This is a genomic window from Nocardia sp. NPDC056100, assembly GCF_042266325.1.
Taxonomy (GTDB): domain Bacteria; phylum Actinomycetota; class Actinomycetes; order Mycobacteriales; family Mycobacteriaceae; genus Nocardia.
In genome coordinates this window covers 75,119-101,419 of sequence record NZ_JBHJVY010000001.1, presented here as the reverse complement: position 1 = coordinate 101,419, position 26,301 = coordinate 75,119, and the positions used below count along the sequence as shown (strand labels likewise).

Below are 26,301 nucleotides of genomic sequence, written 5' to 3'. Positions count from 1 at the left end.
CGGCTACCCGATGGTGTGGCCAGCAAACCTGAACGTCGACGGCGCGCCCCGATCGGCGGGGCGGCCATCAGCGAGTTCAAGGGGTTTGTGACATGGATCGCAGTGGCGTGTATGCGACGAGCAAACCAGCCGGGCGCGCTAGTCCATACCGCGCTTACCCGGCGTCCAGAACGGCTTGGTGCGAATCGCACGCCGCGGCCAATCACGCTCGTGCACAAGATGTTTGCTGATCATCTGAATGGTGCGGGCCTCACCGGCGAGATAGGCCACACCCGGGGTGGACGGCAATTCCAGCGCGCGCACCGCCTCCAGCAGAAGCTGCGACCGTGCGGCGGAGGCATCCCCGCGCACCGGAGTGGCCAGCGCCGCGGCCCGCGGCAACGGCAGCCGATCCTCGGGCGTGGCCGTTTCGACCGCGCCGTAGACCGGGATATGGTCCGGGACCGCGGCGAGCATCGCCCCGAACGCGACCGAGGCGGTCTCCTCACCCGCGAACAGGTGATACGGCGCGTCATCGTTCACGACGAACGAGCCTTCCGGTCCACGGAACATGACCTGTGCGCCCGGTTCGGCGGCGCGGCCCCAGCGTGAGCCCGGTCCGTCGCCGTGGTCCATGACGCACAGATCGAACTCGCCGCGCTCGGAGTCGAACCGCCACACCGTGTACGTGCGCAGATCACCGACCCGAGCCAGTAGCCCGCCCGCGGCATCACCGATGGCGATCCGTACATGCTGTCCGGGCAGGCATCGGGTGTTCCGCAGGGCGGGTGCGCTGATGCGCACCCGGATCATGCGGGCGGCGATCGGTTCGGTTTCCAGAATGTGGCCGGTGCTGAAGAACCGGTCCAGCAGCAGATCGCCGAGGTCCCGCGAGCGGCGAGGAGCGGGTGGTCGCGATTGTTCGTCAGTGTGGGATCGCGCCTGATTGTCACTGTGCGCCATGGCAATACCTTCGATTCGGAAAGGGTCAATCGATATGCCGGCCGCGCCGCCGGCGATGCTGCCGACGTTTCACGTCGGTCTTGAGATGCTGCAGTTCACGAGTGGTATCGGTGAGAATCGCGCGCACCTGATCGACCACGGCGGGATCACCGTGCGCGTGCACCACCACCGATACCGCCGCCTTGAACAGGCGCAGTACCGGTTTGATGATCTCGGCGGCGTCGGGATCACCGAACAGGCCCCATTCACCGCGCTCATCCGCGCGCGCCCAGATGCGCGCGATCGCCTCGCGATGCTGATCGACCTCGGTTCGCCCGGCCGGGCTGATATGGAAAACCTTTCGGCCACTGTCGATTTCGAGCGTGGCCAAACCCTCGTCATCGAGCTGCTGCAGGGTCGGATACACCGCGCCCGCACTGGGCCGGTACGCACCGCCGCAGCGCTTCTCCAATCGGGACATCAGCTCATATCCGTGACCCGGCTGTTCGGCGATCAATGCCAGCAGCGCCAACCGCAATTCACCGGTGCCGAAGAACCGGCCACTGCCGGGCCCGATACCGGCGAAGTCGGCCAAACGTCTCGGATCCACCCGCTGAAGATATATCTTAAGATAGTGCTGAAGCAACGGCTGCGGCGTAATTCCTCAGGTGTACAACGGTTTCCGTGTGGCTGGTTGTTACGCGGTGTCCTAGGTGCCGAGATGGCGCGCGAGCGCAGCGATCTGATCCCCGAAGCGGGTCAGGAATTCGGGCGAGCGCGGATCCTGCCCGCACACACCCTCGATGATGTGCGGCAGCGTGGTCGGGGCCATCGCCGCAGCCATCAGCATGACCAGCAGGTACGCCGGATCCAGATCCGCGGGCAGTTGCCCGGCCGCCTGCATGGCCCGCAGCTCCTCGACGCTCTCGGTGAGCATGCGGGCGCGCGGTTCATGATCGGGATCGTCGACGGGTGCGCTGTATTGCAGACCGGTCCAGGCCAGCAACCGTGCGCCGTCGGGATTGTGTAGGGCCTCGAGGGCATAGGTGCGCAACTGCTCGGGCAGTGGAGTGCCGGGCGGAACCAGTTCAGCCTGGCGTTGCTGCCATCGCTCTGAAACAGCCTGGTAGAGGCCCTCTTTGCCATCGAAATAGTACGAAATGAGCTGCACGTTCACCCCGGCGCGCGCGGAAATGGCGGCGATGCGCGCGCCCGCGTACCCGTGCGCGCCGAATTCCGCGGCGGCGGCGTCCAGGATCAGCGCGCGAGTGCGTTCGGGATCGCGCTGACGATCCTGCGGCTTGGGCGACCTGCGGGGCTTCGGTTCGGGCACGCTCGGATCATACATTCACCTGGCTGATTCAAACAGAACTATGTATTAATCAAACAAACACTTGACAGATTCGCTCGCCGGATCGGACCCTGGAACCACCTCGCCGGGTGGTCCGAACCCGGCCGAACAAGGACACACACATGTCGAAATCACCGAAAATCCTCATCGCGGGCGCGGGCATCGGCGGGCTCACCCTCGCCCAGGCGCTGCACCACGGCGGCCTGGAAGTGGCCGTCTACGAACAGGACCCGACACCTCGAATCCGCAATCAGGGCTTCCGCATCCACATCGACGCCGACGGCAATACCGCGCTGCGCACCTGCCTGCCACCGGCGGTGTTCGACCTGGTGCGCGCGAGCAGTGGAACCAATGACGACGTGCTCGGGATGTATACCGAGCAGCTCGATCCGACACTGCGGCAACAGTTTCCGGGCATCACCGACGAGCTGATCACCAACGTCGACCGCAATACCTTCCGGCGCGCACTGCTCACCGGCCTCGGCGATCGCGTCCACTTCGGGCATACCCTCACCGGCTACGAGATCACCGACTCCGGACGGGTGCGGGTCCGATTCGCCGAAGGCGCTGCCACCGAAGGCGATCTGCTGATCGGCGCGGATGGCGTCGGCTCGGCCGTACGCCGCGAACTCCTTCCGCACGCCACGGTCCGCGACCTCGGCGTGCGGTGCCTCTACGGCCGCATGACCCTCACCGACACCACCCGGGCTCTGCTGCCCGCCGAGCTCGAACACGGCTTCAACTGGGTATCGGACGGCACCGGCTGCGGCGCGGGTTTCGCACCCCTGCGCTTCCGCAACCTCCCCTCGGATGCCGCCGACTACCTGATGATCACCCTGCTCGCGACCCCCGAACACCTCGGCGTACCGCACGCCGAACTCCAGCGCCTCGCCCCGCACGAACTCTGGAAACTCGCGAATACCGCCACCGCCCACTGGCATCCGGCCCTCGGCGCGCTATTCGCCCACGCCGATCCCGAATCCTTCTTCCCGATCGCCCTGCGCGCCGGTGAACCGGTGCCGCCCTGGGAATCGGGCCCGGTGACCCTGCTCGGCGACGCCATCCACACCATGCCCCCGACCGGCGGTGTGGGTGCGAACACCGCACTACGCGATGCGGAAACCCTTGCCACCGAATTGCTGGCGGCCGCCGGTCACCACTCACTACGAGAAGCCGTCGCCGCCTACGAATCCGTCATGCTCCCCAGGGGTTTCGCGACGATCGACAGCTCCCTGGCCATGGCCGCACAGCTTTTCGGCGAAGCGGTATGAGCTACCGCGCCGCGGATTCGCGATCGTGCCGGGCGATGAATTCCATGGTGCGAGTGGCTATCCGCTCCGGAATCTGGAACAGAATGCCGTGCGCGGTATTCGGATAGGTCACGAGTTCCCCATGCGGAAGATGTTCGGCGATACGCGCGGACGTCGCCTCGAGATTCGCGACCAGCGAATCCTCCCCGAAGATGGTCAATGACGGGACGGTGAGACTTCGCAGTTCGGCATCGGTGAACACCCGCGCCCAGCCGATCTTCATGCGATATTCGATCGCCGGTCCGACCAGGGCCTGCTCCAGCGGATCGAGGGTGACCCCGGGGGAGAGCCACTCCATCATCCTGCGCAGGTTCTCCTCGCTCTTGCCACCCACGCCGAATCGGATCATCTGAAACAGGATCTTCCACGCCGGTTTGGTGAATACGCCGCCGGGTTCGATCAGGGTGATGCCGGCAATCCGGCTCGAATCGTGCAGTGCGATGGCGGCGGCATGCCACGCGCCATGCGAATAGCCGACCAGGTGCACCCGCTCCAGATCCAAGGCTTCGAGGACCTCGTACAGCCAGGTGGCGAAGTCGGATTCCTTTGTCAGCGGCGCGGTTTGGACGCTGCGACCGGCGGTCCCGACCGTGTCCAGGGCGTACACGACTCGATCGCGTGCGAAGGTCTCGATCACTCCGTGCCACATCAGGCCGTTGCCGCCGAAGTTGTGCAGCAGCACGATCGGTGTGCCCTCACCTGCACCGGAACGGCGAATATGCGTGGTGCCCAGGGAGGTCGCGATATCCATGGTGGTCGCGGGCAGCGGCCACAGTGCTTCCGCCTCGGCGTAGGCACGCAGGAAATTCTCGCGCGCGGCGTCGTTCTTGAATCGTCCGATCTTGGCCATGGCCTCCCCTTGTCACCGTTGATGGTAGAAACGTACCACATAAGTGATATGTCCGTACCATGATGATGACGTGCGGGAATGCCGTCGAAATCGGCGCGATTCAGCGATACATGGAGCGGTACGCCGCGATCGTCTGCACCAGGTGATCCACGATCTGATCGCGTGAAGCGCGCAGTGTCCCGTTCAACCAGGCCGAGAACATGCCCGCGTTACCGCTGGCCATGGTCACCGCCGCCAGCCGCCGTCGCACCGGATCGTCGATATGGGCGAACAGGTGATCCTGGATCAACCGGGTGAAGGCGGGCATGACCGCGATGGTGGTCTGGCCCAGCCCGGTCGAGGAATACGGCTCGACCAGGAACAGTCGCGATTTGCGGGGATCCTCGAGCACCTTGTCGACCAGCACCTCGGACAGCGCGCGATCGCGGTCCGGATCATCGGCCACCGCGAAGGCGGTCATCGGCTCGAGGAACTCCTCCGCGATCTGCCGGTACAGCACATCGAGCAATTCGTCTCGGCTGGTGAAGCTTTCGTAGAAATACCGGTCGGTGAGATTGGCCGTGCGGCATACCGCGCGCATGGTGACCGCGCCCGCACCGGATTCGCCGATCAGATCCAGGGCGGCGTCCAGCAGCGTGGCGCGCCGGGCCTCACGGCGTTCGGTGAGGGTGGTTCCGCCCCAGATACGAGGTTCGGCGTCGGAGGGTGGTTGGCCTGTCTGCACCGGGTCCAGGGTAGTGCCCGGCGCCGGGCGCGTGTGCGCACCCGGCGCCGGAGTGCCCCGGTACGCAGCGCGGACGCCGCCGAGCATCCGCGCAACCGATCAGCTGACCAGGCAGGCGCTGCCCAGGTTGATACCGGTGCCGACCTGCACCGTGGCCCACTGGGAACCGTTGTAGCTCCAAGCCTGCACGTAGTGGGTGCCGGTGGAGGTGGGAGTCCAGCTCGAGGTCGCGGTGCCGCCGCTGCCCAGGCTCACCTGCTGCGGGCTGAACGTCGAGGAGCTGCTGTCATACAGCCAGATGTACTCGTTCGGACTGCCGTTCACGGTGACGGTGTACGAGCAGTTGGTGCCGTACCCATTGCCCAGCGAACCCGACGAGATAGAGACGCTGGTGACGTACGCTGATGCATCGGGTGCGGCCAGCACCAGTGCCAGCGCCGAGGCGGCGACCGCGCTCGCGGCCAGAACTGGTTTTCGAGATCGGATCATATCGATCATCTCCCCTGAGGAAGGGTGAAATACTACGTGCGCCGCGATCCGGCGCATATATGAAGTGTCGGCATTCAGGGGTCGCGACACGCGCGTATCGGACTACTCGTTCTGAATTGCGTTGCGGCCCAATGGCCCGCGCGATCTCTTGCGAATCGGTCGCTATCCGAGCAGTTCGTCGATATAGCACCAGCGCCAGGATTCGCCAGGCTCCACACTGCGCATCACCGGATGTCCGGTGTTGTTGAAATGCTTGGTGGCGTGATTGCCCTGCGAGGAATCACAGCAGGCCACATGCCCGCAGGTCAGGCACATGCGCAAATGCACCCACACCAGACCCTCGTCCAGGCATTCGGCGCAGGCGTCGGGGGTGTCGGGGACCTTGGTGTGCGGGGCCTCGCGCAGATGTTCGCAACCGCCGGAAGCCGGTGCGATCATGAGCAATTCGCGGCCGTCGTCATCGGCCTCGGCGACCCGCTCGATGGTGGATTCCTCCAGGTCCAGGGTGGCCATCACCGCCTGCAGGATCTCGTGTTCGACCAGTCCCGCATCGCGCACGCGCAGCACGGTTTCGCGTTCGGCGGCCAGCATGGCAAGGCGCAGCCGCCGGTATTCGCCGCTGGGGGTGATGCGCTGGGATTCGGAGCGCCCCAGCAATTCCCACGCCGATTGGGATCGGGCCACGGCGAGCGAGCGCAGCTGATCGACGATATCGGGCGGGGTCTCCTCGCCGATATTGGCTTCCAAGGCTTCGAGCCCGGCGGCGGTGGCCTGCTGCAGCAGGTTCGCCTCCTGCAGCAGATCCTCGGCGTGGCTGGGTCCGCGCAGGCGCAGGGTGCGAACCAGCAGCGGCAGTGAGAGCCCTTGCAGCAGCAATGTTCCGGCCACCACCACGACCGCGAGCAGAATCAGCGTGGCGCGCTCCGGCGTGTCGGCAGGGAGCAGCAGCGCGGCGGCCAGCGTGACCACGCCGCGCATACCCGCCCAGGACAGCACCGCTGGCCCGGTCCAGGCCGGTTTGTCCTTGCCCTGGCGTCGACCCTCCACCGACCACGAGAAGTAGGTGGCCGGGAACATCCAGATCGGCCGCGCCACAATCACCGTCGCGAGGACCGCGACACAGGAGATCAACAGGGTCGAATGCGGCAGATCGCTGTTCCAGGCCGCCTCGACGATATGGCGCACCTGCAAACCGATGATCAGGAAGACCGAACTCTCCAGCAGGAACTGGATGGTGCTCCAATTGGTGTGCTCGGCGATGCGCGAGGCCGCGGACTGCCAGTGCGGCGCACCGTGACCCAGGATCAGCCCGCAGGTGACCACCGCGATCACCCCGGAGGCGTGCAGCGATTCCGCGGGCAGATACGCGATCCACGGCGCGAGCAGCGACACACTGGTGTCCAGCACCGGATCGTTGATGCGGCGGCGCAGGAATGCCAGCACCAGCGCGGCGAGCACACCGAAGAGCGCACCGCCGCCGGCCGCGCCCAGGAAATCCGCGCCCGCCTCCCACATGGTGATCGCGCCCGCCATGGCCGCGATCGCGGTGCGCAGGGTCACCAGCGCGGTCGCGTCATTGAACAGCGATTCACCCTCGAGCAGGGTCACCAGCCGTCGCGGCATACCCACCCGGCGCGCGACCGCGGTCGCGGCGACCGCATCGGGTGGGGCCACCACCGCGCCGATGGCGATCGCCGCCGAGAACGGCACCGGCAGCAGCCAATACACGACCCCGCCCACCGCGAACGCGGTGAACAGCACCAATCCGACCGAGAGCATGGTGATCGAGACCTTCTTGGGCCGGAAGTCCACCAGCGAGGTCCGGATCGCGGTCGTATAGAGCAGCGGCGGCAGCAGACCCAGCAACACGAGTTCGGGTTCGATATCGAACTCGGGCACGAAGGGCAGATAGGAGGCCGCCACCCCGGCGATGGTGAGCACGAACGGCTCACCCATACCCATGCGACGGGCCAGCGCCGCCAACGCGACCGCTACCGCCACCAGCACGACGAGCCCGAACGCCAACTCCACGAGGCTTATCGTGCCAGGGCGAGTGTCCGATTCGCGCATCGGCGGGGTGTGTCCGACCGCGCTGATCGATTGACCAGGCACTTGCGGGCGCGGCCGATCATCGGATGCCGGTCAGGTCTGGGCGCGCGGTGCGGACTCCATGGGTTTACCGCTATCGCGCCAGGCCGCGATTCCGCCCGCGAGGCTGAAGGCTTCATAGCCCGCGCGACGGGCCAGGGCCGCGAACCGCAGGGACAATTCACCGACGGGACAGACGAATACCACCGGGCGCGAGCGCGGGAACGGCACACCCTGCACGAGCATGTCGTCGAGTTGGTCATCGCGAATATTGATCGCACCCGGCACATGGGCGATGCGATAGGCCATCGCGCCGCGAGTGTCGACAATGGTGGGACGTGCGTCGCGGTCGAGGGTTTCCAATGCCTCGGGGGAAAGAGTCGGTGTGGCAGCCAGTTCGGCGGCATCGGGTGCGGCGGGCCGACTGCTGCGCCCGAACAGTTCGGGTCGGCGTTTGCGAATGTAGGACAGATACGGCTCGATGCGATCGCAGACGATGAACACCGCCGTATACGGCTGATCGGCCGAAAGTGGCAGTGCGCGCAAATGTTCCAGCGCCGCCGCGTAGGTGGCCCCGCTGGTGGGACCGGCGAGAACGCCGTGCCGGGTGGCCAGTTCGACCGTTGCATCGACTGCCATTCCGGCTTCCACCGCGATGATGCGATCGTAGAAGTCGGGCTGGAACAGGCCCACATCCCACATCTCGGTTTCCGAGCGAATGCCGGGAATGAAATCGCTGCGCTCGGAGACCACCGCGATGGCCTTCAACTCCGGATTGTGTTTGCGCAGAAACGTTGCCGCGCCGCGGGTGGAGCCGGTGGTGCCCAAACCGCCGATGAGATAGTCGACGCGGGTGATCCCGTCACGTGACAGGTCCTCGTGGATTTCCCGGCCGGTGCCCTCGTAGTGGGCCTCGATATTCTTCTCACTCGTGTACTGCGACGGGTGATGCCACGCCCCCGGGGTTTTCGCCATGGTCGATTCGATGACCGAGTACACGTCATTGGGCGCGGTCGGGTCCGGGCATTCGGACAAGCCGGGGAGTTCCTCGATATCGGTGCCGAAAAGCTGGAGCAGATCGCGGACTTCGTTCACCCGGATGCGATTGGTGACCGCGCGCAACCCGATTCCGTGCATGGCGCCCAGAATGCGCAGTGCCTTGGCGGTATTGCCGCTCGAGGCTTCGATGAGGGTCTGTCCGCCCGCGATGATCGCATCGAGTTCATCGCGGATCATGCCCCAGGCGACGCGGTCCTTCACCGAGCCGAAGGGGTTGTAGAACTCCAGTTTCGCGTACAGCTCGACATTGCCGAGTCCGTGCACGGCCGGATCCAGGCGCAGCAGCGGAGTATTGCCGATGAGTTCGGTGATGTGGTCGTAGCGCATTACCGCACCCCGTGCCATTCCGGACTCGACGGCCGCGGCACCGCAAGGTTTTCGGGCTCGTATTCCGCATCGTGGCAGATCTCGAAACCGCCGGGACCGGCGGATTTCCCCGGCCGGTGCACCACAGCGAGTTTGGGTGGCAGGGTATGCATCGACGCACGCGCTGCCGATAAATCCATATGGTAGGCAGCGGTATTGGGGAAGGCGACGATATCGCCGGATTGCGGGCGCTGGGCGAACCACACCTTGTGATTGGTGATCAGATCGCGTTCCAGGCATAACCGCCCGGCCAGGAACACTCCCGTCGCACCGGAATTCGCGTGCGGGTTCTCCGGCAGCAGCAGCGGATCCACCATCACCTCCTGATCGGCGGGCGTGACGGTATCGCGGCTGATATCGAGATTGACCAGGACGCTGCCGTCGGCCGTCTCCTTGACGAACTCGACACGGGCGAGAGTGATTCCCGCATGATCGACCAGCGCCTTACCCGGTTCGAGCCAGACCTCGAGCAGATTCTCCGCGGCGAGCTGCGCGAAACTGCGCCCACCGTGCGCGTCGAGTCCGGCATCGAGCAGATCGGCGAGCATGCGATCGGCAGGCACGGTATTGGCGTACTTGTGGAACACCGGTGTGCCGTGCACCGCGCCACCGTCGAGATGGAAGCCGAAGGTATTGCCGCCCCACGCCATCGGCTCGCCGCGCCCGAGCAGTGATTCGCGCAGGGCCAGCACATAGGCGTCGAAGGCGTCGGCGTCATCGGTGAACACCTGCCGGAAACCGCCGCCGATATCGATCACCGTCGGGGCCAGGCCGTGCGCGTAAGCGCGTTCGGTCAGTTCCAGGCACGCCTCCACCGCGCGCAGGCGTTCACCCGGCTCACCGGAGTCGATATGGAAGGCGAAGCCGCGGAACGCGATCCGGTCGCGCCGGGCGGTGAGCACCTCGAACACCTCGTCGACCTGGCGCAGCGGGATACCGAATCGGCTCACCGGGGTGCCCGCGAAACCCGAGAGCCGCACCAGCACCGGCACTCGCGCACCGGCCTCCGCGAGGTCGGCGATTCGCGTCAGCTCCCAGATATTGTCGGCATTGACGGTCACCCCGGTGCCGATGAGATCGCGCAGGAAACCCTCACCCTTGGGCCCGGTCACCTCGACACGTGACGGATCGAAGCCCGCCCCGAGCGCCCCGGCCAGTTCGGCGCGCGAGGCCACATCGATCGCGATCCCGGCCCGCTCGGCGGTGCGCGCGAACGCCCGCGAGTGATTCACCTTGTGCGCGTAACAGATCCGATAGGGCATTCCGCGGTCGAGCACCGCCCGCAGCCGCCCCAAATTCTCGGCGAACACCTGCGGGAACACCAGATGCGCGGGAGAGGAGTACGTGTCCAGGGCGGCCTGGGCCGCGCCGGGGGCAGCCAGGAAGGCGCGCACCAGCGGATCGATCTTCGCCGGCAAGCGCGGCGGAGTCCGAGCGGTCATACCGCGGTTTCGGTGGCGGATACGGGTTCCGCGGTCGCGGGGCGAGCGGTGGAGGGGTTGTAGCCGCTGTCGCGCAGCGCGTCGAACGCGCGCTGGCGATTGCGCGGACTGCGGAATTCCGCGCGCACCCGCTTGGAGATCAGGTCGATATCGTGCACCCCGATATCCATCGACTCCAGCACCCCGGTAATGGTGCGCACACAGTGCTTGCAGGTCATATCGGGGACGTAGAAGATCTGCTCCTCGGCGGCGAGTTCGGCGCTGTCCGACGCGGTTTCGACGGGTACTTCGGCAACGGTGAGCCGATCGGCCAGCGCGGTGAACACCTCGGTGAACCGATCCACCACCAGCGGCAGCAGACTGTAGTGCGCGCCGTCGAGCTGATGCGGCATGGCGGCCAGACAGGCGGGGCGGGTGCCGGGCGGCAGCAGCGCGTACTGACGCGAGATCAGATCCAGTTCATCGTGGTACTTGGCGATGGCCTCGCCGACGCTCAATCCCTCGGTGTGGGTGGCGCGCCGCATGACCCGGTGCGCGTCCTCGATGGTCATATCCTTCATCGCGCGCAGGGTCGCCACCGATTCGGCCGAATAGCGCACCGTGCCATCGGGCTGGGTGGTCAGGGTGACCGCGATCATGCCGCGCCGATAGCTCGAGGCTTGCAGCTCCCAGAACCAGCGGGTCGCGACCGCGCTGTAGATGCCGGAATCGCGCATGCCGAGCGCGAATTCGACCGGGGTGCGGTACGGGGTCCAGCGTGCGAGCAGGGCGTGCTGTGCCAGCGCGCGCCCGCAGGCCTCGATGCCGACCCGGAAGATATCGAGGGGTTCGTGATCGGTGGTGGTGCCCTCGAGCACATCGCGCTCGCGCTCGGTGAGGTCGGAAATGCGGTGCGCCAGCGCGGTATCGGCATTGAGCGCGTGCCACAGCGTCAGCACCGTCTCGCGCATGGCGATCGGCACGATCGGTCCCAGTCCGCCGGAGTGGAAGTGCCCGGTATTGGGGATGCCGTCGCTATCGGTCCAGGCGATGCGGTGGGTGGCGCTGGTGACCTGATCGGCCCGGCACGGGCGCATGAAGCGTTCCAGATACAACCGCTGCGACAGCGTCAAATGCGATCCCGGCTCCGGACGCAGTGGCGCGCAGGTGTATTCGATGCGCCCGCCCGCCGGGGTGGTGACCCCCGCCAACAGGCCCGGCCGGGCCAGCACGGCCAGTACACGCGAAGCCGCGCGCCGGTCGTAGCGTGGTTCGTGACCATTGGTCGTCATGAGGAGACCTCCTCGGCAATCGTGGCGACACTGTGGGTGAAGCGGTCGATCTCGTCGAGGGTGTTGTAGATGTGGGTGCTGACCCGCACCGAATCCTCTTCTCCCGGTGCGTTGTTCGCGGGCACGCAGTGTGCGCCCGAGCGCACCAGGAAACCGAGTTCACCCAGGACGAAGCCGAGGTCATTGACGCTGATCCCGGCGAGCGTGAAAGACACTATGCCGTAACCGGTTTCGCACGGGGCATAGGCGGGGCCGGGCGCGAACTCCAGGCCCGGGACGGGGCGCAGGCCCGCGATGAGCCGCTGGGTGAGCGCCCAGTTATGGGTGTGGATGGTGTCCAGGCCGATATTGTCCAGCACGTCCAGGGCCGCGCCGAGCGCCAGGATGCCCGGAATATTGGGGGTGCCGCCCTCCATGCGCTGCGGCATCGGGCCCGCGCGCAGGCCCGAATCATCCAGGGTGACACCGGAATTGCCGCCCGGCAGGAACGGGGACAGCTCGGCGTGGCGACGGCGGCGGCAGTACAGCACCCCGGTGCCGGGCGCACCGAACATCTTGTGCCCGGCGAAGACCGCGAAATCGGCGTCGAGGTCACCGACCCGCACCGGCAGATGCCCGCCGGACTGGCTGCAGTCGAAACACAGTGCGATGGACGGATCGATGCGCCCGCGCAATTCCTCGAGCGTGCTGAGCGACCCGAACACGTGATGCAGATGTCCGACGGTGATCATCCGGGTGCGTGGGCCGATCTTCGCGGCAATGTCCTCGATATCGGCTTCGCCGAGTCCGTTCACCCGATACGGCACCAAAGTGATGGTGCGACCGAATCCGGCCAGGAGTTGGCGCAACTGCACCCACGGATACACGTTCGAGGCGTGATCGCGTGGGCTGTACAGGATTTCATCGCCCTCGCGCAGGTTGGTCAGCCCCCACGACAGTGCGATCGCGTTCAGTCCCGCGGTGGATCCGCCGGTGAACACCACCTCGTCGGTGTGCGCGCCGATGAAGCCCGCCATGCGCTCGCGCACGCCTTCGATCTCGCGCGTCAGACTGGTCGACCACGCGTACGCGCCACGCCCGGCATTGGCGGTGCGCGCGCTGTGATATTCGCTGATCGCCGCGATCACCGATTCCGGTTTCTGCGTGGTGGACGCCGAATCCAGATACACCTCACCGCTTTCGCGCAGCGCGGGGAACATGCGGCGCGACAGCGCCGGTTCCCGGGCGGGGGGCCCGGCGGTGGACGAATGCGCACAGGACCGCACCGTGCCGCTCCCTCCGAGGAGTTGGCGCTGGACGCCACCAACGATACGCAATTTTTCAGATCGGCTCGAAGGTTCTCGCGGGCAAGCGGTTTCGCGGAATATTCTCGTTACCGCCGCGAAGGAGGCGTCAGCGTTCGGGTCCGCCGGGATTGCACATGGCGTTCACCGTGGCCTGATAGCCGACGGCGGGCCGCCACGGCTCCAGATTCCAGCTCGGCTTATCGGGTGCGACCAGGCGCGCCCACTCCCAGTGGCAGATGAATTGATCACGCATACCGGGTGTGTCGGCATCGGGGGAGTCGGTGAGCACTTCCTGCCAGGCGCGCTCGCCCGCGGTCGGGAAGGTGTCCTTGCGTCCGGCGTCGGTGGGGTACACCAGTAGTCGGCGGCCGTCGACCGCGTCGGTCCATTCGGTGCGGTCGATGAGATTCCGGTCGGCGTACGCGTCGACGGCGGGCAGTTGGGACACCGTGGGATCGGCGATGGGGCGTCCGGTGGCGGCGGCCGGCGGCGGTGCGGCCGCCGGGATGGGCACGGTGGTGCTGAGCGATCCGACGATCACGGGGGAGGATTCCTCGGCCGCTCCGCAACCACTCAGCGAGACCGCCAGCGCGAGCAGGCCACCGGTGAGCTTCCAGCGCTGCCGCATCGGCCACGCCCCTTTCCCTTACTCGCGATCGTATCGGACCACGTCAGCGCCCATTATCGAACGCTCACGCCCACCGCGTCGGCACTCCGGGGACATCGTCTCGGATTTGCCAGCGCTGGTGTATTGGCCCAGACGGACCCTACGATGTCACGGCCGGGCGGTTCTCGAAAGTGGGGGCCGCCCTGCACATGGGAACCGGATGTGGCTGAGGCTGGGACGACTGTAGGGGCACGATGAACACACCGACGGTGAAATGTCTTGTGTGGGAGGTGGACAACTCCCTGTGGGACGGCGTGGTCTGCGATTCCACCGATGGCGCACTGCGCGCCGAAGCGGTGCGCGCCCTGCGCATCCTGCGTGAACGCGGCGTCATGCACGCCGTCGCGAGCCGCGGCGAACTCTCCTGGACGGTCGCGCAGCTACGCAAACACGGCCTGCACGACCGCTTCGCCGCCGTGGAAGTCGGCTGGGGCAAGAAATCCGCCGCCATCACCCGCATCGCCCAAACCCTCGGCGTGAACCTCGACCAGGTCGGCTACATCGACGCCGAACCCCTCGAACGCACCGAAGTGGGCTACGCCCTCCCACAGGTCCGCTGCTACGCGGCCCGCCACATAGACGTCCTGCCCGCCCTCCAGGAATTCCGCGCCCCCGCAGGCGACGTCCCACCCCCAACCTCCCCGATGGGCATAGCCCACATCCACGCCCGCTGACCGATCATCCGATGATGGTCGCGCCCATCGCGATCAGCACGACGGTCAGCAGCAGGGGGTACCCGATCGCATGCGCGTGATCGGGAATCTTGACGAGCGACCGCTTGGTCGCCGCGATGGTCGGCAGTGACCCCGCCAGCAGTGCGACCGCCGCCACGACATCGACGTGCCCGACCAACCCGGTGCGCGAAGTCGCGGGTGCGGCAAGGGAATACATGACGGTGGCCACGACGGCCACGGGCACGCTGAGCGGATTCGCCAGTGCGGTCGCCTCGGCCATCGCCAGCCCGCGCCGCCGCAACAGCGGCACCGTCAAAACGCTGCCACCCACCCCGAGGAACGCCGCGACCGCCCCGATTCCGATACCACCGAATATCGACATCGCATTGCCGACGGGCATGGGCGGGATATCGGCAGGCGCCGTCCGGGCGAGAAATCCCCGGCGCAGACAGATGTCCGCGATAGCGACCACCAGATACGCCACGAACAGCAGCCGCAGCACCTGATCGGACACGAGATTCGCGGCCAGTACCCCGAGGACCGCGCCGATCGCGATGAATCCCGCCAGCGGACAGAGGTATTCGCGGCGCAGCAGTCCCGAACGGGTGTGCGCGAGGGTCGCGATAACGGCGTTCACGATCATGACGGCCGTCGAAGTCGCGACCGCCACGTGCATGGCCTCTGCGGTGCCGGTGGTGGCCGAGACCGCGTAAACGACCGGGACGGTGACGAACCCACCGCCGAATCCGAACAGCACGGTGGTGGCCCCGATGACACACCCGGCCAGCAGCAAGATCAAGATCGTCGACACTTTGGCACCGTATGGCCGGAGCACGGTGACGTGCATTCGAGGAATCGCCACCATCTTTAGAGAATCCGACACCGGCTAGGGTGGCGAGCGTGCGGAATGTGCCGGTGGCCGAGGTCGATTCGATCGAGCGCGCCATTCTGGCCATCGGCACCGACTACCCGGCGCGGCGTCTGCTGCCCGCGCATCGGCATCGACGCGCGCAGGTGCTGTACGCCGCGACCGGCATCATGCGGGTCGATACCGCGCACGGCACCTGGACCGTGCCGACCCGGCGCGCGGTGCTGATTCCGCCCGGCGTCGATCATGAGGTGCTGATGGAGGGTGTCAGCACTCGCAGCCTGTATCTGGAACCCGCCGCGGTGCCGTGGTTTCCGGCGCGCTGTCAGGTGGTCGAGGTGTCGGCGATGCTGCGCGAATTGATCTTCGCGGCGGTGGATATGGTGCCCGAGTACAACATTCGCGGCCGGGACGGCACGCTGAGCGATCTCATTCTCTACGAGTTGCGGACGCTGACACCCGTGCCGTTCGAGATTCCACTGCCGGTATCGGCCGAGTTGCGGGAATTGTGTGCGGGGTTCCAGCATGCCCCGACGATCAGGTCCACACCCGATGACTGGGCGGGGCGGATGCGGGTCAGCACACGGACATTCAATCGGCGGTTCCGGGCCGAGACCGGGCTGACCTTCCAGCAGTGGCGGCAGCGGGCGTGTGTCGCACATGCCATGCACGCGCTGATGGGCGGAGCCACGGTGACTTCGGTCGCCATGGACCTCGGCTACGACACTCCGGCCGCGTTCTCGGTCATGTTCCAGCGCGAGACGGGAACCGCGCCGAGCGCGTTTCGCACCGCGTGAGATCGCGATCGGTGCGCGGGCGATCCGGGTACCGCGCTACCGGAGGACCGCGCTGTCAGGCGATGCGGCGCAGGCCGGCGAGGAGGCGTTTTACCTCGGCGGCGGAGACGTTGTAGTCGTCGCTGTCCTCGGCTATGCCTTCGTCGACCCAGGCGCGGATGAGGGCGGTGAGGTCGGTGCCGCGTTTGCGGGCGATTTCCTCGGCGCGGCGGCGCTGGCGGACGGTGAGGCGGACCGTGGTGACCACGAGGGTGTCCTCGGCGCTGTCGGGGACTTTGGCGGGCGGGGGGAGTACGTCGTCGGCGTCCACGCTCGCGCCGTAGATCAATTCGCCGGCGGCCGCGGCCGCGGCGAGATCCTCTGCTTCGGCCAGGTCGCGGAACTCATTGTTGCGCTTGCTCATTGGTTCGCCTCCCATTCCTCGAAAGCGGTCACCTGGTGGGGTGTCATCGGTGCGGCGAAGACGATCTGATGATCGAAACCGCCGAGTGGGCGCAACACCACCAGGATGGGCTTCCCGGTGGCGGTACGAGTCCACACGGACAGGCCGGGGGCGCCGGTTTTGGTGAAGACCGATTGCACCCAGCGGTGTTCCGCGTCGGCTAGTGCCCGGAGCACCTCATCGGTGGTGAGACCGCCGCTGAGGTTCATCGCTGCCGAGAGCAGCCACTCGTAACCCACACTTCGAGAATACAGGGAGCATCTCCGCAGATAGAAGCCCCGATACCGAGATGGGATCGGGGCTTGGCGGAAAGCGGGCGGAAATCAGGCCGATTCGGAGGAACCGGTGCGGATCTCGACGATGGGCAGCACCAGCGCGGCCGGAGCCGAGGCCGGGACCACGGGCTGCTTCGGGGTCACCGGTGCGATGCGCTGATAGCCGGTGCCGGGCTCGGGACGGGTATCGACCTCACCCTTGTTCGGCCACATGGCCGCCGCCCGCTCGGCCTGCGCGGTGATGGTCAGCGACGGGTTCACACCCAGGTTCGCCGAGACCGCCGCACCGTCGACCACGCTCAAAGTCGGGTAGCCGTAGACGCGGTGGTACGGGTCGATGACACCGCTGCTGGCATCCGCGCCGATCACCGCACCGCCGAGGAAATGCGCGGTCAGCGGGATATTGAAGACCTCACCCCAGGAGCCGCCCGCGACGCCGCCGATCTTGTCGGCCACCGCGCGGGTGACCTCGTTGCCCGCCGGAATCCAGGTCGGATTCGGTTCGCCGTGGCCCTGTTTGGAGCTCAGCGTGCGCCCGAACAGTCCGCGCTTGGTGAACGTGGTGATCGAATTGTCGAGGTTCTGCATCACCAGCGAGATGACGGTGCGCTCACTCCAGTCCTTGACGGACATGAACTGCAACAGCGTCAGCGGATGCAGGATCACCGTCCACAGGAACCGCAGCCAGCGCGGCATCCGCCCGCCGCCGTCGACCATGAGGGTCTGCAGCAGGCCCATCGCATTGGAACCCTTGCCATAGCGAACCGGTTCGATATGGGTGTCCGGCGTGGGGTGGATCGAGGAGGTGATGGCGACACCGCGGGTGAAATCGCGATCCGGATTCACCTTGCGAGTGGCCGCGCCGACGATCGATTCGGAATTGGTGCGGGTCAGCACACCCAAGCGCTCGGACAGATTCGGCAGAGTTCCCTTGTCGCGCATGGCGAACAGCAGCTTCTGCGTGCCGCGTGTTCCGGCGGCCAGCACCACGTGTGCGGCGGTGTAGGTCTTGGGCTGTTTACGGAACCAACTGCCGGTGCGCACGGTGTCCACATCCCAGGTGCCATCCGGCAGCGGGCGCAACGCCGAGACGGTGGTCATCGGAACCACCTGTGCCCCCGCCTTTTCCGCGAGATATAGGTAGTTCTTGACCAGCGTGTTCTTGGCATTGTGGCGACAGCCGGTCATGCACTCACCGCATTCGATGCAGCCGGTGCGCTCGGGCCCCGCGCCGCCGAAATACGGATCGGCCACCTTCTTGCCCGGTTCACCGAAAAACACACCGACGGGAGTTTGCACGAAGGTGTCGCCCACGCCCATATCCTCGGCGACCTGTTTGAACACCTCATCGGCCGGAGTCATATGCGGGTTCTGCACCACCCCGAGCATCTTCTTGGCCTGCTCGTAGTACGGCAGCAGTTCCGCGCGCCAGTCGGTGATATCGCGCCACTGCGCGTCCTCGAAGAACGGCGTCGGCGGCACATACAGGGTGTTCGCGTAATTCAACGACCCACCGCCGACGCCCGCGCCCGCGAGAATCAGCACATCGCGCAGCGGATGAATGCGCTGGATGCCGTAGCAGCCGAGTTTAGGCGCCCACAGGAATTTGCGCAGATCCCAGCTGGTATCGGGCAGCTCGTCATCGGCATAACGCTGACCGGCTTCCAGTACCCCGACGCGGTAACCCTTTTCGGTCAGGCGCAGCGCGGTGACGCTGCCACCGAATCCGGATCCGACGATGAGTACATCGAAATCGGTCTCGCGTCGGTTCATCGCAAACTCCCTTGTCGTCGTCGACAGTGTGGCGGCGGTTACGCTAACGCGGACAGTTTCCACTGTCAACGTAGGCGGGTTGCGGACTCTATGCTGATCGCGTGGATCGATACAGCCGCTCCCAGCTCGCCGAACTCAGCGGGGTGCCCGCACGCACCATCCGCTACTACCACTCGCTCGGTGTGCTGCCCAAGCCCGGCCGGGCGGGTAAGGAAGCGGTCTACGGGGACGATCATCTGGAACGGTTGCAGGCGATCGCGGCCATGCAGGCGCGCGGTCTGCGCCTGGACGCGATTCGCGAGGTACTCGATGCCGAGGTGCCCGCGGACGGGGATTGGCGTGAACTGTTCGACCCGCGCAATCCCGATACCGAACCCGGTTCGGTCATCGATGACGATCAACTCAGCGAAGTGCTCGGCGATCGCCGCCCGGAAATTCTCGAGGAACTGGTGAGCGCGGGTTATGTGCAACCGCACGGGCAGCGCTGGCGAATTCCCGAGCCCGCCATGCTCACCGGCGCGCTGGTCCTCTATGACGTGGGCACCGATATTTCGCTCTCGGGCACCCTGCGCACCCTGATCCGCACCCGTATCGCCGATCTGGCCGATGAGATGGTGCGCGCGTTCCGTGACGCGGTCGGCACCAGTTACGGCGGAGAAGGCGTGCGCCCGGACCTGATTCGCTTCCAGGAGCGCTACCGGGCCGCCGCGCGCGAGGTGGGCGGGGCGACCCTGGCAGCCGAGATCGAGCGCGCGGTGCGCGAACTCGAGGACTGACCTACGGAACCGTGACCGGATCATCGCAACTGGCGGGCGGATCGACCAGCCCGCACTCCGAGGGCAGTCGCACCGGAACATAGGTGGAGGGCACCCCGTTGGCGGCGACGATGCGGCGATAGGAGTCCACCGCGTCGGTCGGCGTGCGCTTCAGATTCGGATCGGATTTCGCATCCACCGTGAAGAGCCCGAAACGCGGTGTGTACGAACTCCATTCGTAATTGTCGGTCAGGCTCCAGTAGTTGTAGCCGACCACGTTCATGCCGTCGGCCTTGGCGCGCTGCAACCAGTACACGGTGTCGCGCAGATGATCGGAGCGGGTGTAGCCGTCCGCGCGCGGTTTGCCGTCCTCGGTGGGCATACCGTTCTCCACCACCCACAGCGGCTTACCCGGGAACTTCTCCGAATAGTGTTGCAGCGCATAGTAGATGCCCTCGGGCCGCACCGGCAGCTCCCACATGCCCTTGGGCGCTGCGGCCGAACCGTCGGGCTGGGACACCGAGTTCGACGGCGGCTCGTACCCGAAGTAGTAGTCGACGCCGATGAAATCGAGTTTGGCGCCGATGCGCTCCATGAGCGGGCCGTTGACCTTGTTCTCCGCGCCCGCGACATAGCCGACATTGCTGGTCACCAGCGCCCCGCGCTGCACCTGATGGATGTAGTCGTAGATCTCGTTATGCGCCTGGGCGACCTCGTCGAGCATGTGATCGGCGACGGTGTCGTTCTGCCGCACCTCGTGCATGATGTACGCCACGGGCTCATTGACGGTGACCCACACCGGATTTCGCGACGCGTACCGGTCCACCACCTTGCGCATATTGGTGAGCCAGTCCTGCACCATGCCCGGGTTGTTCCAGCCGCCACGATCGAGCGCCCATCCCGGATACACCCAGTGATCCAGGGTCAGCATGGGTTGCATGCCGTTCTCGAGAATGGTGTCGATGACCGAGTCGTAGAAGGCGAAGCCGTTCTCGTCCCAGGTGTCCGGGGTGGGTTGCAGGCGTGCCCATTCGATGCCGATGCGGAAGACCTTCACACCCAGTCCGGCCGCGAGGGCGATGTCATTGGGATACCGGGAGCGGAAGTCGATGGAGTTGCGGTACCGGTCCCAATCGGGGTTGTTCTGGATGTACCGTTCCCAATTGCTGTCCGGCGCATGACCTTCGGACTGGAAGCCCGACGCGGCCACGCCCCACATGAAGTTCTCCCCGAGCGATCCGTGCGCGGTGGCCGTCGGTGCGGGCGGTGTCGCGGATCCCACCGCGGCGACCGGCAGCAGTGTCGAGGCCGTGGCGATCCCCGCCAGGACGAGACGGTGCAGCCGTGTGCGCATCGAAGCTCCTCCTCCGGGACCCGTGGTCGGAATGTCCCGATTCGGAGCCTAACCGGCGGATAGCTGAAAATTCGCTCACGACTTGCGTGTCGCATGATGCGGATGTGACGTGTGTTACGACGGTGCGGACCGGGCGCGCGGCTTGAATGCGGACCAGGAGCCGTGCCGGGCGGGAATCAGCGCGGCAGTGTCACCGGATCCGCGCAGCTGTCGAGTGCGTCGACCAGCGAGCAGGCCGCAGGCGCGCGCGTCGGCAGATAGGTGGACGCGACCCCGCCGTCGCGGGTGATCAGCCGGTAGGCGTCCACGGCATCGGTGGGACGGCGGGTCAGGCTGGGATCGGTCAGCACATCCACCGTGTAGATCCCGAAACGGGGTGTGTAGGAACTCCATTCGTAATTGTCGGTCAGGCTCCAGTAGTTGTAGCCGATGATGTTCATACCGTCGGCCTTGGCGCGCTGCAGCCAATACATGGTGTCGCGCAGATCATCCGCGCGCGTGTAGCCATCCGATCGCGGCAGCCCGTTCTCGGTGGGCATACCGTTCTCGATGATGTAGAGCGGTTTGCCCGGGAACAGCCGCGCGAAATGCCGAAGAGTGTAGTAGATGCCGTCGGCCTGCAAGGGCAGGCTCCACAGCGCCGATTGCGCGTACGCGGTGAACTGCGCCGCCACCTCGGGAGACATGCCGTAGTAGTAGTCGATGCCCACGAAATCGAGCTTGGCCCCGATCTTGTCGAGCATCGCCCCGTTCACCGCCGGATCGACCGCGGGAATGTAGGCGACATTGCTGGTCACCATCGCACCCGGCTGCACCGCATGGATGTGGTCGTAGATGCTGTTGTGCGCCAGGGCGAGTCGATCCTGCATGACAGGAATGTCGGTGACCGGCAATCCGCCATTGCGGACCTCGTTCATCATGTAGGCGGCGGGTTCGTTGATGGTCACCCACAGCGGATCGGCGCTCGCGTACCGATCCACCACCTTGCGCATATTGGTGAGCCAGTCATCGACCATGCCCGGGTTGGCCCAGCCGCCGCGATCGGCCTCCCAGCCGGGATACACCCAGTGGTCCAGGGTGAGCATCGGCCGCATTCCGGCCGCGCGGATGGCCGCGATCACGCTGTCGTAGAAGGCGAATCCGGCGTCATCCCACACCCCGGGCTGAGGCTGCACCCGTGCCCATTCGACGCTGATCCGGTACACATTCACCCCAAGGCTCTTGGCCAGCGCGATATCGGAGGCGTAGCGCGTGTAGAAATCGACGCTGTCCCCGTATCGGTCATAGTCGGCATGGGAGTTGGCGTAGCGCAGCCAATTACTGTCCGGCGCATGCCCTTCGGATTGGAATCCGGCCGAGGCCACACCCCAGTAGAACCCGTCGCCCATACCCGGCACGCCCGCCGGGCTCGCCTGCGCCGGTGCGCCGGTCGCCATCAGTGCGGTCGCGACGGCGGCCAGGGTGGCGAGTGCGTGACGGCGGGTGTGCTGGCGCATGGATCTCCTCAGGCGAGAGCAATCGAACTGAGCGGGCGTCCAGCATTATTGCGGACCCGTGCCCGAATCACACGGGGTTCGCCCGAATGCCCCGGCTCGATCGGGCGATCGAGATAGCGGCAGGCTAATGCCGTCGCACCGAGATCCTCCAGCACCTCGAACCCCGTGTCGCACAGCAGTTGGGCGACGGGCGGACGGCCTCCGGGCAGGTAGTCGAGGACAATCTCCGACCCGGTCGCAAAGGTGCCGAGAGAAGCTGCGCTGCGAGCGAGTGAACCGAAATCGCAGGGCGCGAAGTCTCCGGATCGGGACCGAGCTCCCAACCCGACTATGAAAACCGGTGCTCGAAGATCGAAATCCGTTGCCGGGAGCGTGAATTCGAGGTCCGGCAGGGTGAGAGCGCCGGGCGGGTTGAAAACTGTTGTCCGCGTGGAGAGATCGGATCTCACCTCGAAGACGCGGAGTCCGGGATAGGGATTGTGGCGGGCGAAGGTATCAAGGGCGGGCCCGAGCAGGATCAGCTGGCCGACGCCCGCGCTCACGGCGTCCGCGAGGCGATCCTCGGCGAATCGGCAGCGGGCCGCGGCCAGGAGTCGGCGGTGGTTCGCCGTGCGCGGGACCGGGTCGGCGGTGTCCATCATGGGATTCGGCGGCGGGGCGATCAGGGGCCGGGGTGCTGATGTGTCGGCGGGGTGGGCGGCCAGCCCGGAATGTGCGGCATCGGCGGCACTTTCGGCATTTCTGGCATGGGCGGCATATCGGGCATCTTCGGGAAGTGGGGTGCGGGCGGCGCGGGCGGTATCGGCATACCGCCGGTGCCGAAGCGCTGGAAGGCGGCCTGGCGCGAGGTGCCGAAGACCTCGCCGACCTCGGCCCAGGTGCGGCCTTCATCGCGGGCCTGCTGCACCAGTGAGCGCAGGACATCGTCCACGACACTGTCGAGGGAGCGGGCCGCGCGCAGGGCGGCCATGACCGAGGGGGTGGGCGCACCTTCGGCGGGGTGCAGGACCTCGGCCAGGAAGGCGGCATTGGTGGACAGGAGTTTCGCGAGGACCGCGCGTTCGTCGGCGGGGTCTCGGTGCTGCGGATCGTTCATATGTAAATGCTGCCTTTACACGAATAGCCTTGTCAAGGAAAGCTTTACATCACGAAACGGCCCGAAGTTTGCCGTGTGACAGGCACTTCGGTTGCCGCACCGACCTCGATCAGGCAGCCGGGTACCAGCGTTCACCCGCCCGCAATGGGATCGGCCACCGATGTGCGGATGAGATTCATCGGCGGTTATCCGCCGGGGCTAGCGTGACCCCCGAGAGGGAAGGAGTCGTCGCCATGGAGCTGCGACATCTGGTGTCGTTCATCGCGCTGGCCGAGGAATTGCATTTCGGCCGGGCCGCGCTGCGCCTGCACATCACCCAGCCCAGTCTCAGCGCGCAATTGCGCAAACTGGAGAAATCGGTGGGAGCGCAACTGGTAGCCCGCAATTCGCACGAGGTTCGCCTCACCGCCGCCGGGCGCGAATTCGAGATCCAGGCCCGGCAGATCGTGGCCCAGGTGGAACGGGCCGCCCGCGCCGCGCGCGCCACCGCCGAGGGTCGCTCCGGAACGGTGAACGTCGGCTACAACGTGCCCGCCAGCCGCCATGTGCTTCCCGATGCGCTGGTGCGCATGACCGAACGGCATCCCGATATCGCGGTATCGCTGTGGGAGAAGCGCACCGGGCCGCAATTGGACGGACTGTCCGACGGCACCCTCGATGTCGCGCTGGTGTACGGCCATCCCAGCACCGCCGAATTCCGGTATCGCCGTATGCTGCACCGGGTTCCGCTGGTGGCGGTGGTGGGTCGCGGGCATCGCTGGGCCGAGCGCGCCGGGGTGCCGTTCGCGGAATTGGCGGGGCAGGAGTGCGTGCTGTTCGCGCGCGAGCAGTGCCCCGCCATGTACGACGTGATCTTCCGCGCGGCCGCCCAGACCCGGATCAGTCTGACCGTCGGGCATTACGCCGACGATCCGGGTGCGACCGCGCATATGGTGTCGGTGCGGCCGATGGTCGGGTTCGCCTCACTGCCGCGCGCGATCTCCATGGGTATGGGTACGCCCGGCAGTAGCTCGATCGCGGTGAAACTGGTGGACCCGGTGCCGACCCTGGATCTGTACGCGGTGTGGCGGGCCGAGGAGGACAATCCGGCGGTCTCGCTATTCCTGGATTGTCTGGAAGCCCCCGAGCCCGCCCGTATTCCGGCCTGACTCACTTCAATCCCGATCGCACGAACCCGTCCACGATCTGACGCTGCAACACCAGATACAGCAGCAGCACCGGCAGACACGCCGCACCGGCCACCGCCATGAGCGGACCCCACTGTTCGCCCTCGGTGCCCATGAAACTCCGAAGCCCCAGCTGCACAACCGCATTGGAGCGCCGCAGCACGATCGCGGGCCAGAAGTACTCGTTCCAGGCATTGATGAACAGCAGAATGCCCAGCGCCGCGAGCGCGGGCCGCAGATTGGGCACCACCACCGTCCATAGAATGGACCAGGACGAGCGGCCGTCCACTCGGGCGGCCGCGACCAGTTCCTTGGGGAACGCGGCCATATGCTGGCGCAGCAGCAGGATCGCCAGTGCCGAGCACAGCGTCGGCAGCACCGTCCCGACCAGCGTGTCCAATAGCCCCAACCTGCTGAGCAGCAGGTAGTTCGGCAGCATCGACACCTGGAACGGCACCAGCCAGGTGCCCACGAACGCCAGGTACAGCAGCCGCTGGAACGGGAAGGTGTACATGGCGAACGCGTACGAGGCCAGCAACGCGATGAGCAACTGCCCGGCCGCCGAACCCGCCGCCATCAGGAACGTATTCCACAGCAGCCGAGGCAGATCCACCTTGTCCACCGCATCGGCGTAACTGGCCGTGGACAGCGGCCACGGCAGCGGAGCCAGCGAGGACACGTCCTGCGGGCGGCGCAGGCTGGTGGCGAACAACCAGTAGATCGGGAACGCGCACACCAGCGCCGTCGCACCCAGCAGCAGATGCCCGCCGACCCGCTGGATTCGGTCAATCATCATGGAAGGTCACCTTTTCCGAGAGCCACACCAGTACCCCGGCGACGGCGGCGAAGCCGACGAACAGCAGCACACCCGCCGCGGCGCTGAGCCCGGCGTCGAAGCTGTGGAACGCGTACTCCCACAACAGGTAGTAGATATTCGTGGTGGACTGCGCGGGCCCGCCCTGGGTCATGGAATCGATGAGCGGGAAGGTGAGCGTGGGACTCAACAGCACCGTGGTCAGCACCAGGAAGACCAGCGTGGGTGAGAGCAGCGGCAATGTGATCCAGCGCCGGATCTGACCGCTGCTCGCGCCGTCGACGCGCGCGGCCTCCTCGTAATCGCCGCTGATCGCGGCCACGCCCGCCGATACCACCAACTGTGCGAACCCGAGCAGCTGCCATCCTGTGATCCCGATGATCACCAAATGCGCTGTGGCCGAGTCATATACCCAGTTCCGGTCCGACCCCAGCATCCGGTCGACGAATCCGCTGCCCGGATGCAGCAGCCAGCGCCATACCGCCGCCGCGGCCACCGGGGCGACCAGGAACGGCGCGAACACCATGGCCTGATACACCGCCCGCGAGCGCCTGCCGATGCGCCGGCCCGCGAAGGTCAGCAGCACCGGCAGCACGACCGTGAACGGCAGCAGCCCGAGAATCATCACCCCGGTGCGCCCGACCGAATCCCAGAAGGCCGGAAGTTCCACCAGGCGTTCGTAATTCGCGGTGCCGACCGGCTTCATCGGCGCGGTCGGCAGCAGGTTCCACGAATAGGTGGACAGCTGCACCGCCTGCACCAGCGGCCGATAGGTCCACACCACGAGCAGGATCAGCGCCGGGGCGAGGTAGAGGTACGGCACCACCGTGCGGCCGAGGCGCCGCCGGATTCGCTGCCGCCACGGTGGCGGGGGGGGGGGGCCGCGGCCCCCCCCCCCCCCCCCCCGGCGCGGGGGCACCCGCCGCGGGGACTGAGGGGTAGGGGGGGCGGGGTGGGAGGGCCCCCC

27 protein-coding genes are annotated in these 26,301 nt (G+C 66.4%); 5 read left to right on the top strand and 22 right to left on the bottom strand.

All coding sequences use genetic code 11. The annotated features are described in order from the left end of the window. Positions 1 to 138 precede the first annotated feature (138 nt). The 3 genes from ACFC0O_RS00495 to ACFC0O_RS00485 form a co-directional block, all read right to left on the bottom strand. Positions 139 to 942, bottom strand: coding sequence for a siderophore-interacting protein (locus ACFC0O_RS00495; protein WP_375952310.1), 804 nt, complete (start codon positions 940 to 942; stop codon positions 139 to 141). Between the two features lie 25 nt (positions 943 to 967). Continuing rightward, positions 968 to 1,531, bottom strand: a complete 564-nt coding sequence (locus ACFC0O_RS00490; RefSeq protein ID WP_364634828.1) for a PadR family transcriptional regulator — start codon at positions 1,529 to 1,531, stop codon at positions 968 to 970. Between the two features lie 99 nt (positions 1,532 to 1,630). Then, a complete protein-coding gene (locus ACFC0O_RS00485; RefSeq protein ID WP_375952307.1) occupies positions 1,631 to 2,254 on the bottom strand; it encodes a TetR/AcrR family transcriptional regulator in 624 nt (207 codons plus the stop codon). A 140-nt stretch (positions 2,255 to 2,394) separates the two neighbouring features. Here ACFC0O_RS00485 and ACFC0O_RS00480 point away from each other — a divergent pair, with 140 nt between their 5' ends. Beyond that, entirely contained in the window at positions 2,395 to 3,543 is a 1,149-nt protein-coding gene (locus ACFC0O_RS00480) for an FAD-dependent oxidoreductase (RefSeq protein ID WP_375952304.1), read from the top strand. A gap of 1 nt (position 3,544) precedes the next feature. Here the strand turns inward: ACFC0O_RS00480 and ACFC0O_RS00475 are convergent, their stop codons facing one another. From ACFC0O_RS00475 to ACFC0O_RS00435, 9 genes are all read right to left on the bottom strand, one after another. Beyond that, positions 3,545 to 4,432, bottom strand: coding sequence for an alpha/beta fold hydrolase (locus ACFC0O_RS00475; protein WP_375952301.1), 888 nt, complete (start codon positions 4,430 to 4,432; stop codon positions 3,545 to 3,547). A gap of 100 nt (positions 4,433 to 4,532) precedes the next feature. Next, positions 4,533 to 5,156, bottom strand: coding sequence for a TetR/AcrR family transcriptional regulator (locus ACFC0O_RS00470; RefSeq protein WP_375952298.1), 624 nt, complete (start codon positions 5,154 to 5,156; stop codon positions 4,533 to 4,535). A gap of 99 nt (positions 5,157 to 5,255) precedes the next feature. Continuing rightward, positions 5,256 to 5,645 (bottom strand): hypothetical protein, encoded by a 390-nt coding sequence (locus ACFC0O_RS00465; protein WP_364634815.1) that lies wholly within the window; start codon positions 5,643 to 5,645, stop codon positions 5,256 to 5,258. Positions 5,646 to 5,807: 162 nt separating this feature from the next. Further along, positions 5,808 to 7,676, bottom strand: a complete 1,869-nt coding sequence (locus tag ACFC0O_RS00460) for a Na+/H+ antiporter (RefSeq protein WP_375952294.1) — start codon at positions 7,674 to 7,676, stop codon at positions 5,808 to 5,810. A 111-nt stretch (positions 7,677 to 7,787) separates the two neighbouring features. Next, positions 7,788 to 9,119: a pyridoxal-phosphate dependent enzyme gene (locus tag ACFC0O_RS00455; protein ID WP_375952292.1), complete on the bottom strand. Its 1,332-nt coding sequence runs from the start codon at positions 9,117 to 9,119 to the stop codon at positions 7,788 to 7,790. Continuing rightward, entirely contained in the window at positions 9,119 to 10,600 is a 1,482-nt protein-coding gene (locus ACFC0O_RS00450; RefSeq protein WP_375952289.1) for a decarboxylase, read from the bottom strand. The genes ACFC0O_RS00455 and ACFC0O_RS00450 overlap by 1 nt, the downstream gene beginning before the upstream one ends. Next, a complete protein-coding gene (locus tag ACFC0O_RS00445) occupies positions 10,597 to 11,871 on the bottom strand; it encodes a heavy-metal-associated domain-containing protein (RefSeq protein ID WP_375952286.1) in 1,275 nt (424 codons plus the stop codon). Before ACFC0O_RS00445 ends, ACFC0O_RS00450 begins: the two co-directional genes overlap by 4 nt. After that, the gene (locus ACFC0O_RS00440) at positions 11,868 to 13,136 is read right to left on the bottom strand and encodes an aminotransferase class V-fold PLP-dependent enzyme (RefSeq protein ID WP_375952283.1); all 1,269 of its coding nucleotides are present in this window, start codon (positions 13,134 to 13,136) and stop codon (positions 11,868 to 11,870) included. Before ACFC0O_RS00440 ends, ACFC0O_RS00445 begins: the two co-directional genes overlap by 4 nt. A gap of 127 nt (positions 13,137 to 13,263) precedes the next feature. Continuing rightward, the gene (locus tag ACFC0O_RS00435) at positions 13,264 to 13,785 is read right to left on the bottom strand and encodes a DUF2599 domain-containing protein (RefSeq protein WP_375952281.1); all 522 of its coding nucleotides are present in this window, start codon (positions 13,783 to 13,785) and stop codon (positions 13,264 to 13,266) included. Between the two features lie 233 nt (positions 13,786 to 14,018). On the opposite strand from ACFC0O_RS00435, the gene ACFC0O_RS00430 reads away from it, so the two are divergent. Continuing rightward, the gene (locus ACFC0O_RS00430; RefSeq protein ID WP_375952278.1) at positions 14,019 to 14,498 is read left to right on the top strand and encodes a hypothetical protein; all 480 of its coding nucleotides are present in this window, start codon (positions 14,019 to 14,021) and stop codon (positions 14,496 to 14,498) included. A 4-nt stretch (positions 14,499 to 14,502) separates the two neighbouring features. Here the strand turns inward: ACFC0O_RS00430 and ACFC0O_RS00425 are convergent, their stop codons facing one another. Further along, positions 14,503 to 15,309, bottom strand: a complete 807-nt coding sequence (locus ACFC0O_RS00425) for a sulfite exporter TauE/SafE family protein (RefSeq protein WP_375952275.1) — start codon at positions 15,307 to 15,309, stop codon at positions 14,503 to 14,505. 89 nt (positions 15,310 to 15,398) lie between these two features. Between ACFC0O_RS00425 and ACFC0O_RS00420 the strand changes: the two genes are divergently transcribed. Beyond that, the gene (locus tag ACFC0O_RS00420; protein ID WP_375952272.1) at positions 15,399 to 16,163 is read left to right on the top strand and encodes a helix-turn-helix domain-containing protein; all 765 of its coding nucleotides are present in this window, start codon (positions 15,399 to 15,401) and stop codon (positions 16,161 to 16,163) included. 55 nt (positions 16,164 to 16,218) lie between these two features. On the opposite strand, the gene ACFC0O_RS00415 is transcribed toward ACFC0O_RS00420, so the two are convergent. The 3 genes from ACFC0O_RS00415 to ACFC0O_RS00405 form a co-directional block, all read right to left on the bottom strand. Continuing rightward, a complete protein-coding gene (locus tag ACFC0O_RS00415) occupies positions 16,219 to 16,566 on the bottom strand; it encodes a regulator (RefSeq protein WP_375952269.1) in 348 nt (115 codons plus the stop codon). Then, entirely contained in the window at positions 16,563 to 16,844 is a 282-nt protein-coding gene (locus tag ACFC0O_RS00410; RefSeq protein WP_364634790.1) for a hypothetical protein, read from the bottom strand. Before ACFC0O_RS00410 ends, ACFC0O_RS00415 begins: the two co-directional genes overlap by 4 nt. A gap of 84 nt (positions 16,845 to 16,928) precedes the next feature. After that, positions 16,929 to 18,653, bottom strand: coding sequence for a GMC oxidoreductase (locus ACFC0O_RS00405; RefSeq protein ID WP_375952266.1), 1,725 nt, complete (start codon positions 18,651 to 18,653; stop codon positions 16,929 to 16,931). Positions 18,654 to 18,754: 101 nt separating this feature from the next. On the opposite strand from ACFC0O_RS00405, the gene ACFC0O_RS00400 reads away from it, so the two are divergent. Further along, a complete protein-coding gene (locus ACFC0O_RS00400; protein ID WP_375952263.1) occupies positions 18,755 to 19,429 on the top strand; it encodes a MerR family transcriptional regulator in 675 nt (224 codons plus the stop codon). A 1-nt stretch (position 19,430) separates the two neighbouring features. On the opposite strand, the gene ACFC0O_RS00395 is transcribed toward ACFC0O_RS00400, so the two are convergent. From ACFC0O_RS00395 to ACFC0O_RS00380, 4 genes are all read right to left on the bottom strand, one after another. After that, on the bottom strand, positions 19,431 to 20,762 hold the full coding sequence (locus ACFC0O_RS00395; RefSeq protein WP_375952260.1) for a family 1 glycosylhydrolase: 1,332 nt from the start codon (positions 20,760 to 20,762) through the stop codon (positions 19,431 to 19,433). 176 nt (positions 20,763 to 20,938) lie between these two features. Continuing rightward, entirely contained in the window at positions 20,939 to 22,258 is a 1,320-nt protein-coding gene (locus tag ACFC0O_RS00390; protein ID WP_375952259.1) for a family 1 glycosylhydrolase, read from the bottom strand. 8 nt (positions 22,259 to 22,266) lie between these two features. Beyond that, complete coding sequence (locus ACFC0O_RS00385) at positions 22,267 to 22,896, bottom strand: class I SAM-dependent methyltransferase (RefSeq protein ID WP_375952256.1); 630 nt, start codon at positions 22,894 to 22,896, stop codon at positions 22,267 to 22,269. Positions 22,897 to 22,919: 23 nt separating this feature from the next. Continuing rightward, on the bottom strand, positions 22,920 to 23,354 hold the full coding sequence (locus ACFC0O_RS00380; protein WP_364634772.1) for a hypothetical protein: 435 nt from the start codon (positions 23,352 to 23,354) through the stop codon (positions 22,920 to 22,922). A gap of 233 nt (positions 23,355 to 23,587) precedes the next feature. Here ACFC0O_RS00380 and ACFC0O_RS00375 point away from each other — a divergent pair, with 233 nt between their 5' ends. Continuing rightward, entirely contained in the window at positions 23,588 to 24,502 is a 915-nt protein-coding gene (locus ACFC0O_RS00375; protein ID WP_375952253.1) for a LysR family transcriptional regulator, read from the top strand. A 1-nt stretch (position 24,503) separates the two neighbouring features. On the opposite strand, the gene ACFC0O_RS00370 is transcribed toward ACFC0O_RS00375, so the two are convergent. Continuing rightward, entirely contained in the window at positions 24,504 to 25,316 is an 813-nt protein-coding gene (locus tag ACFC0O_RS00370; RefSeq protein WP_375952251.1) for a carbohydrate ABC transporter permease, read from the bottom strand. Continuing rightward, the gene (locus ACFC0O_RS00365; protein ID WP_375955846.1) at positions 25,306 to 26,184 is read right to left on the bottom strand and encodes a carbohydrate ABC transporter permease; all 879 of its coding nucleotides are present in this window, start codon (positions 26,182 to 26,184) and stop codon (positions 25,306 to 25,308) included. Before ACFC0O_RS00365 ends, ACFC0O_RS00370 begins: the two co-directional genes overlap by 11 nt. Positions 26,185 to 26,301: the final 117 nt, after the last annotated feature.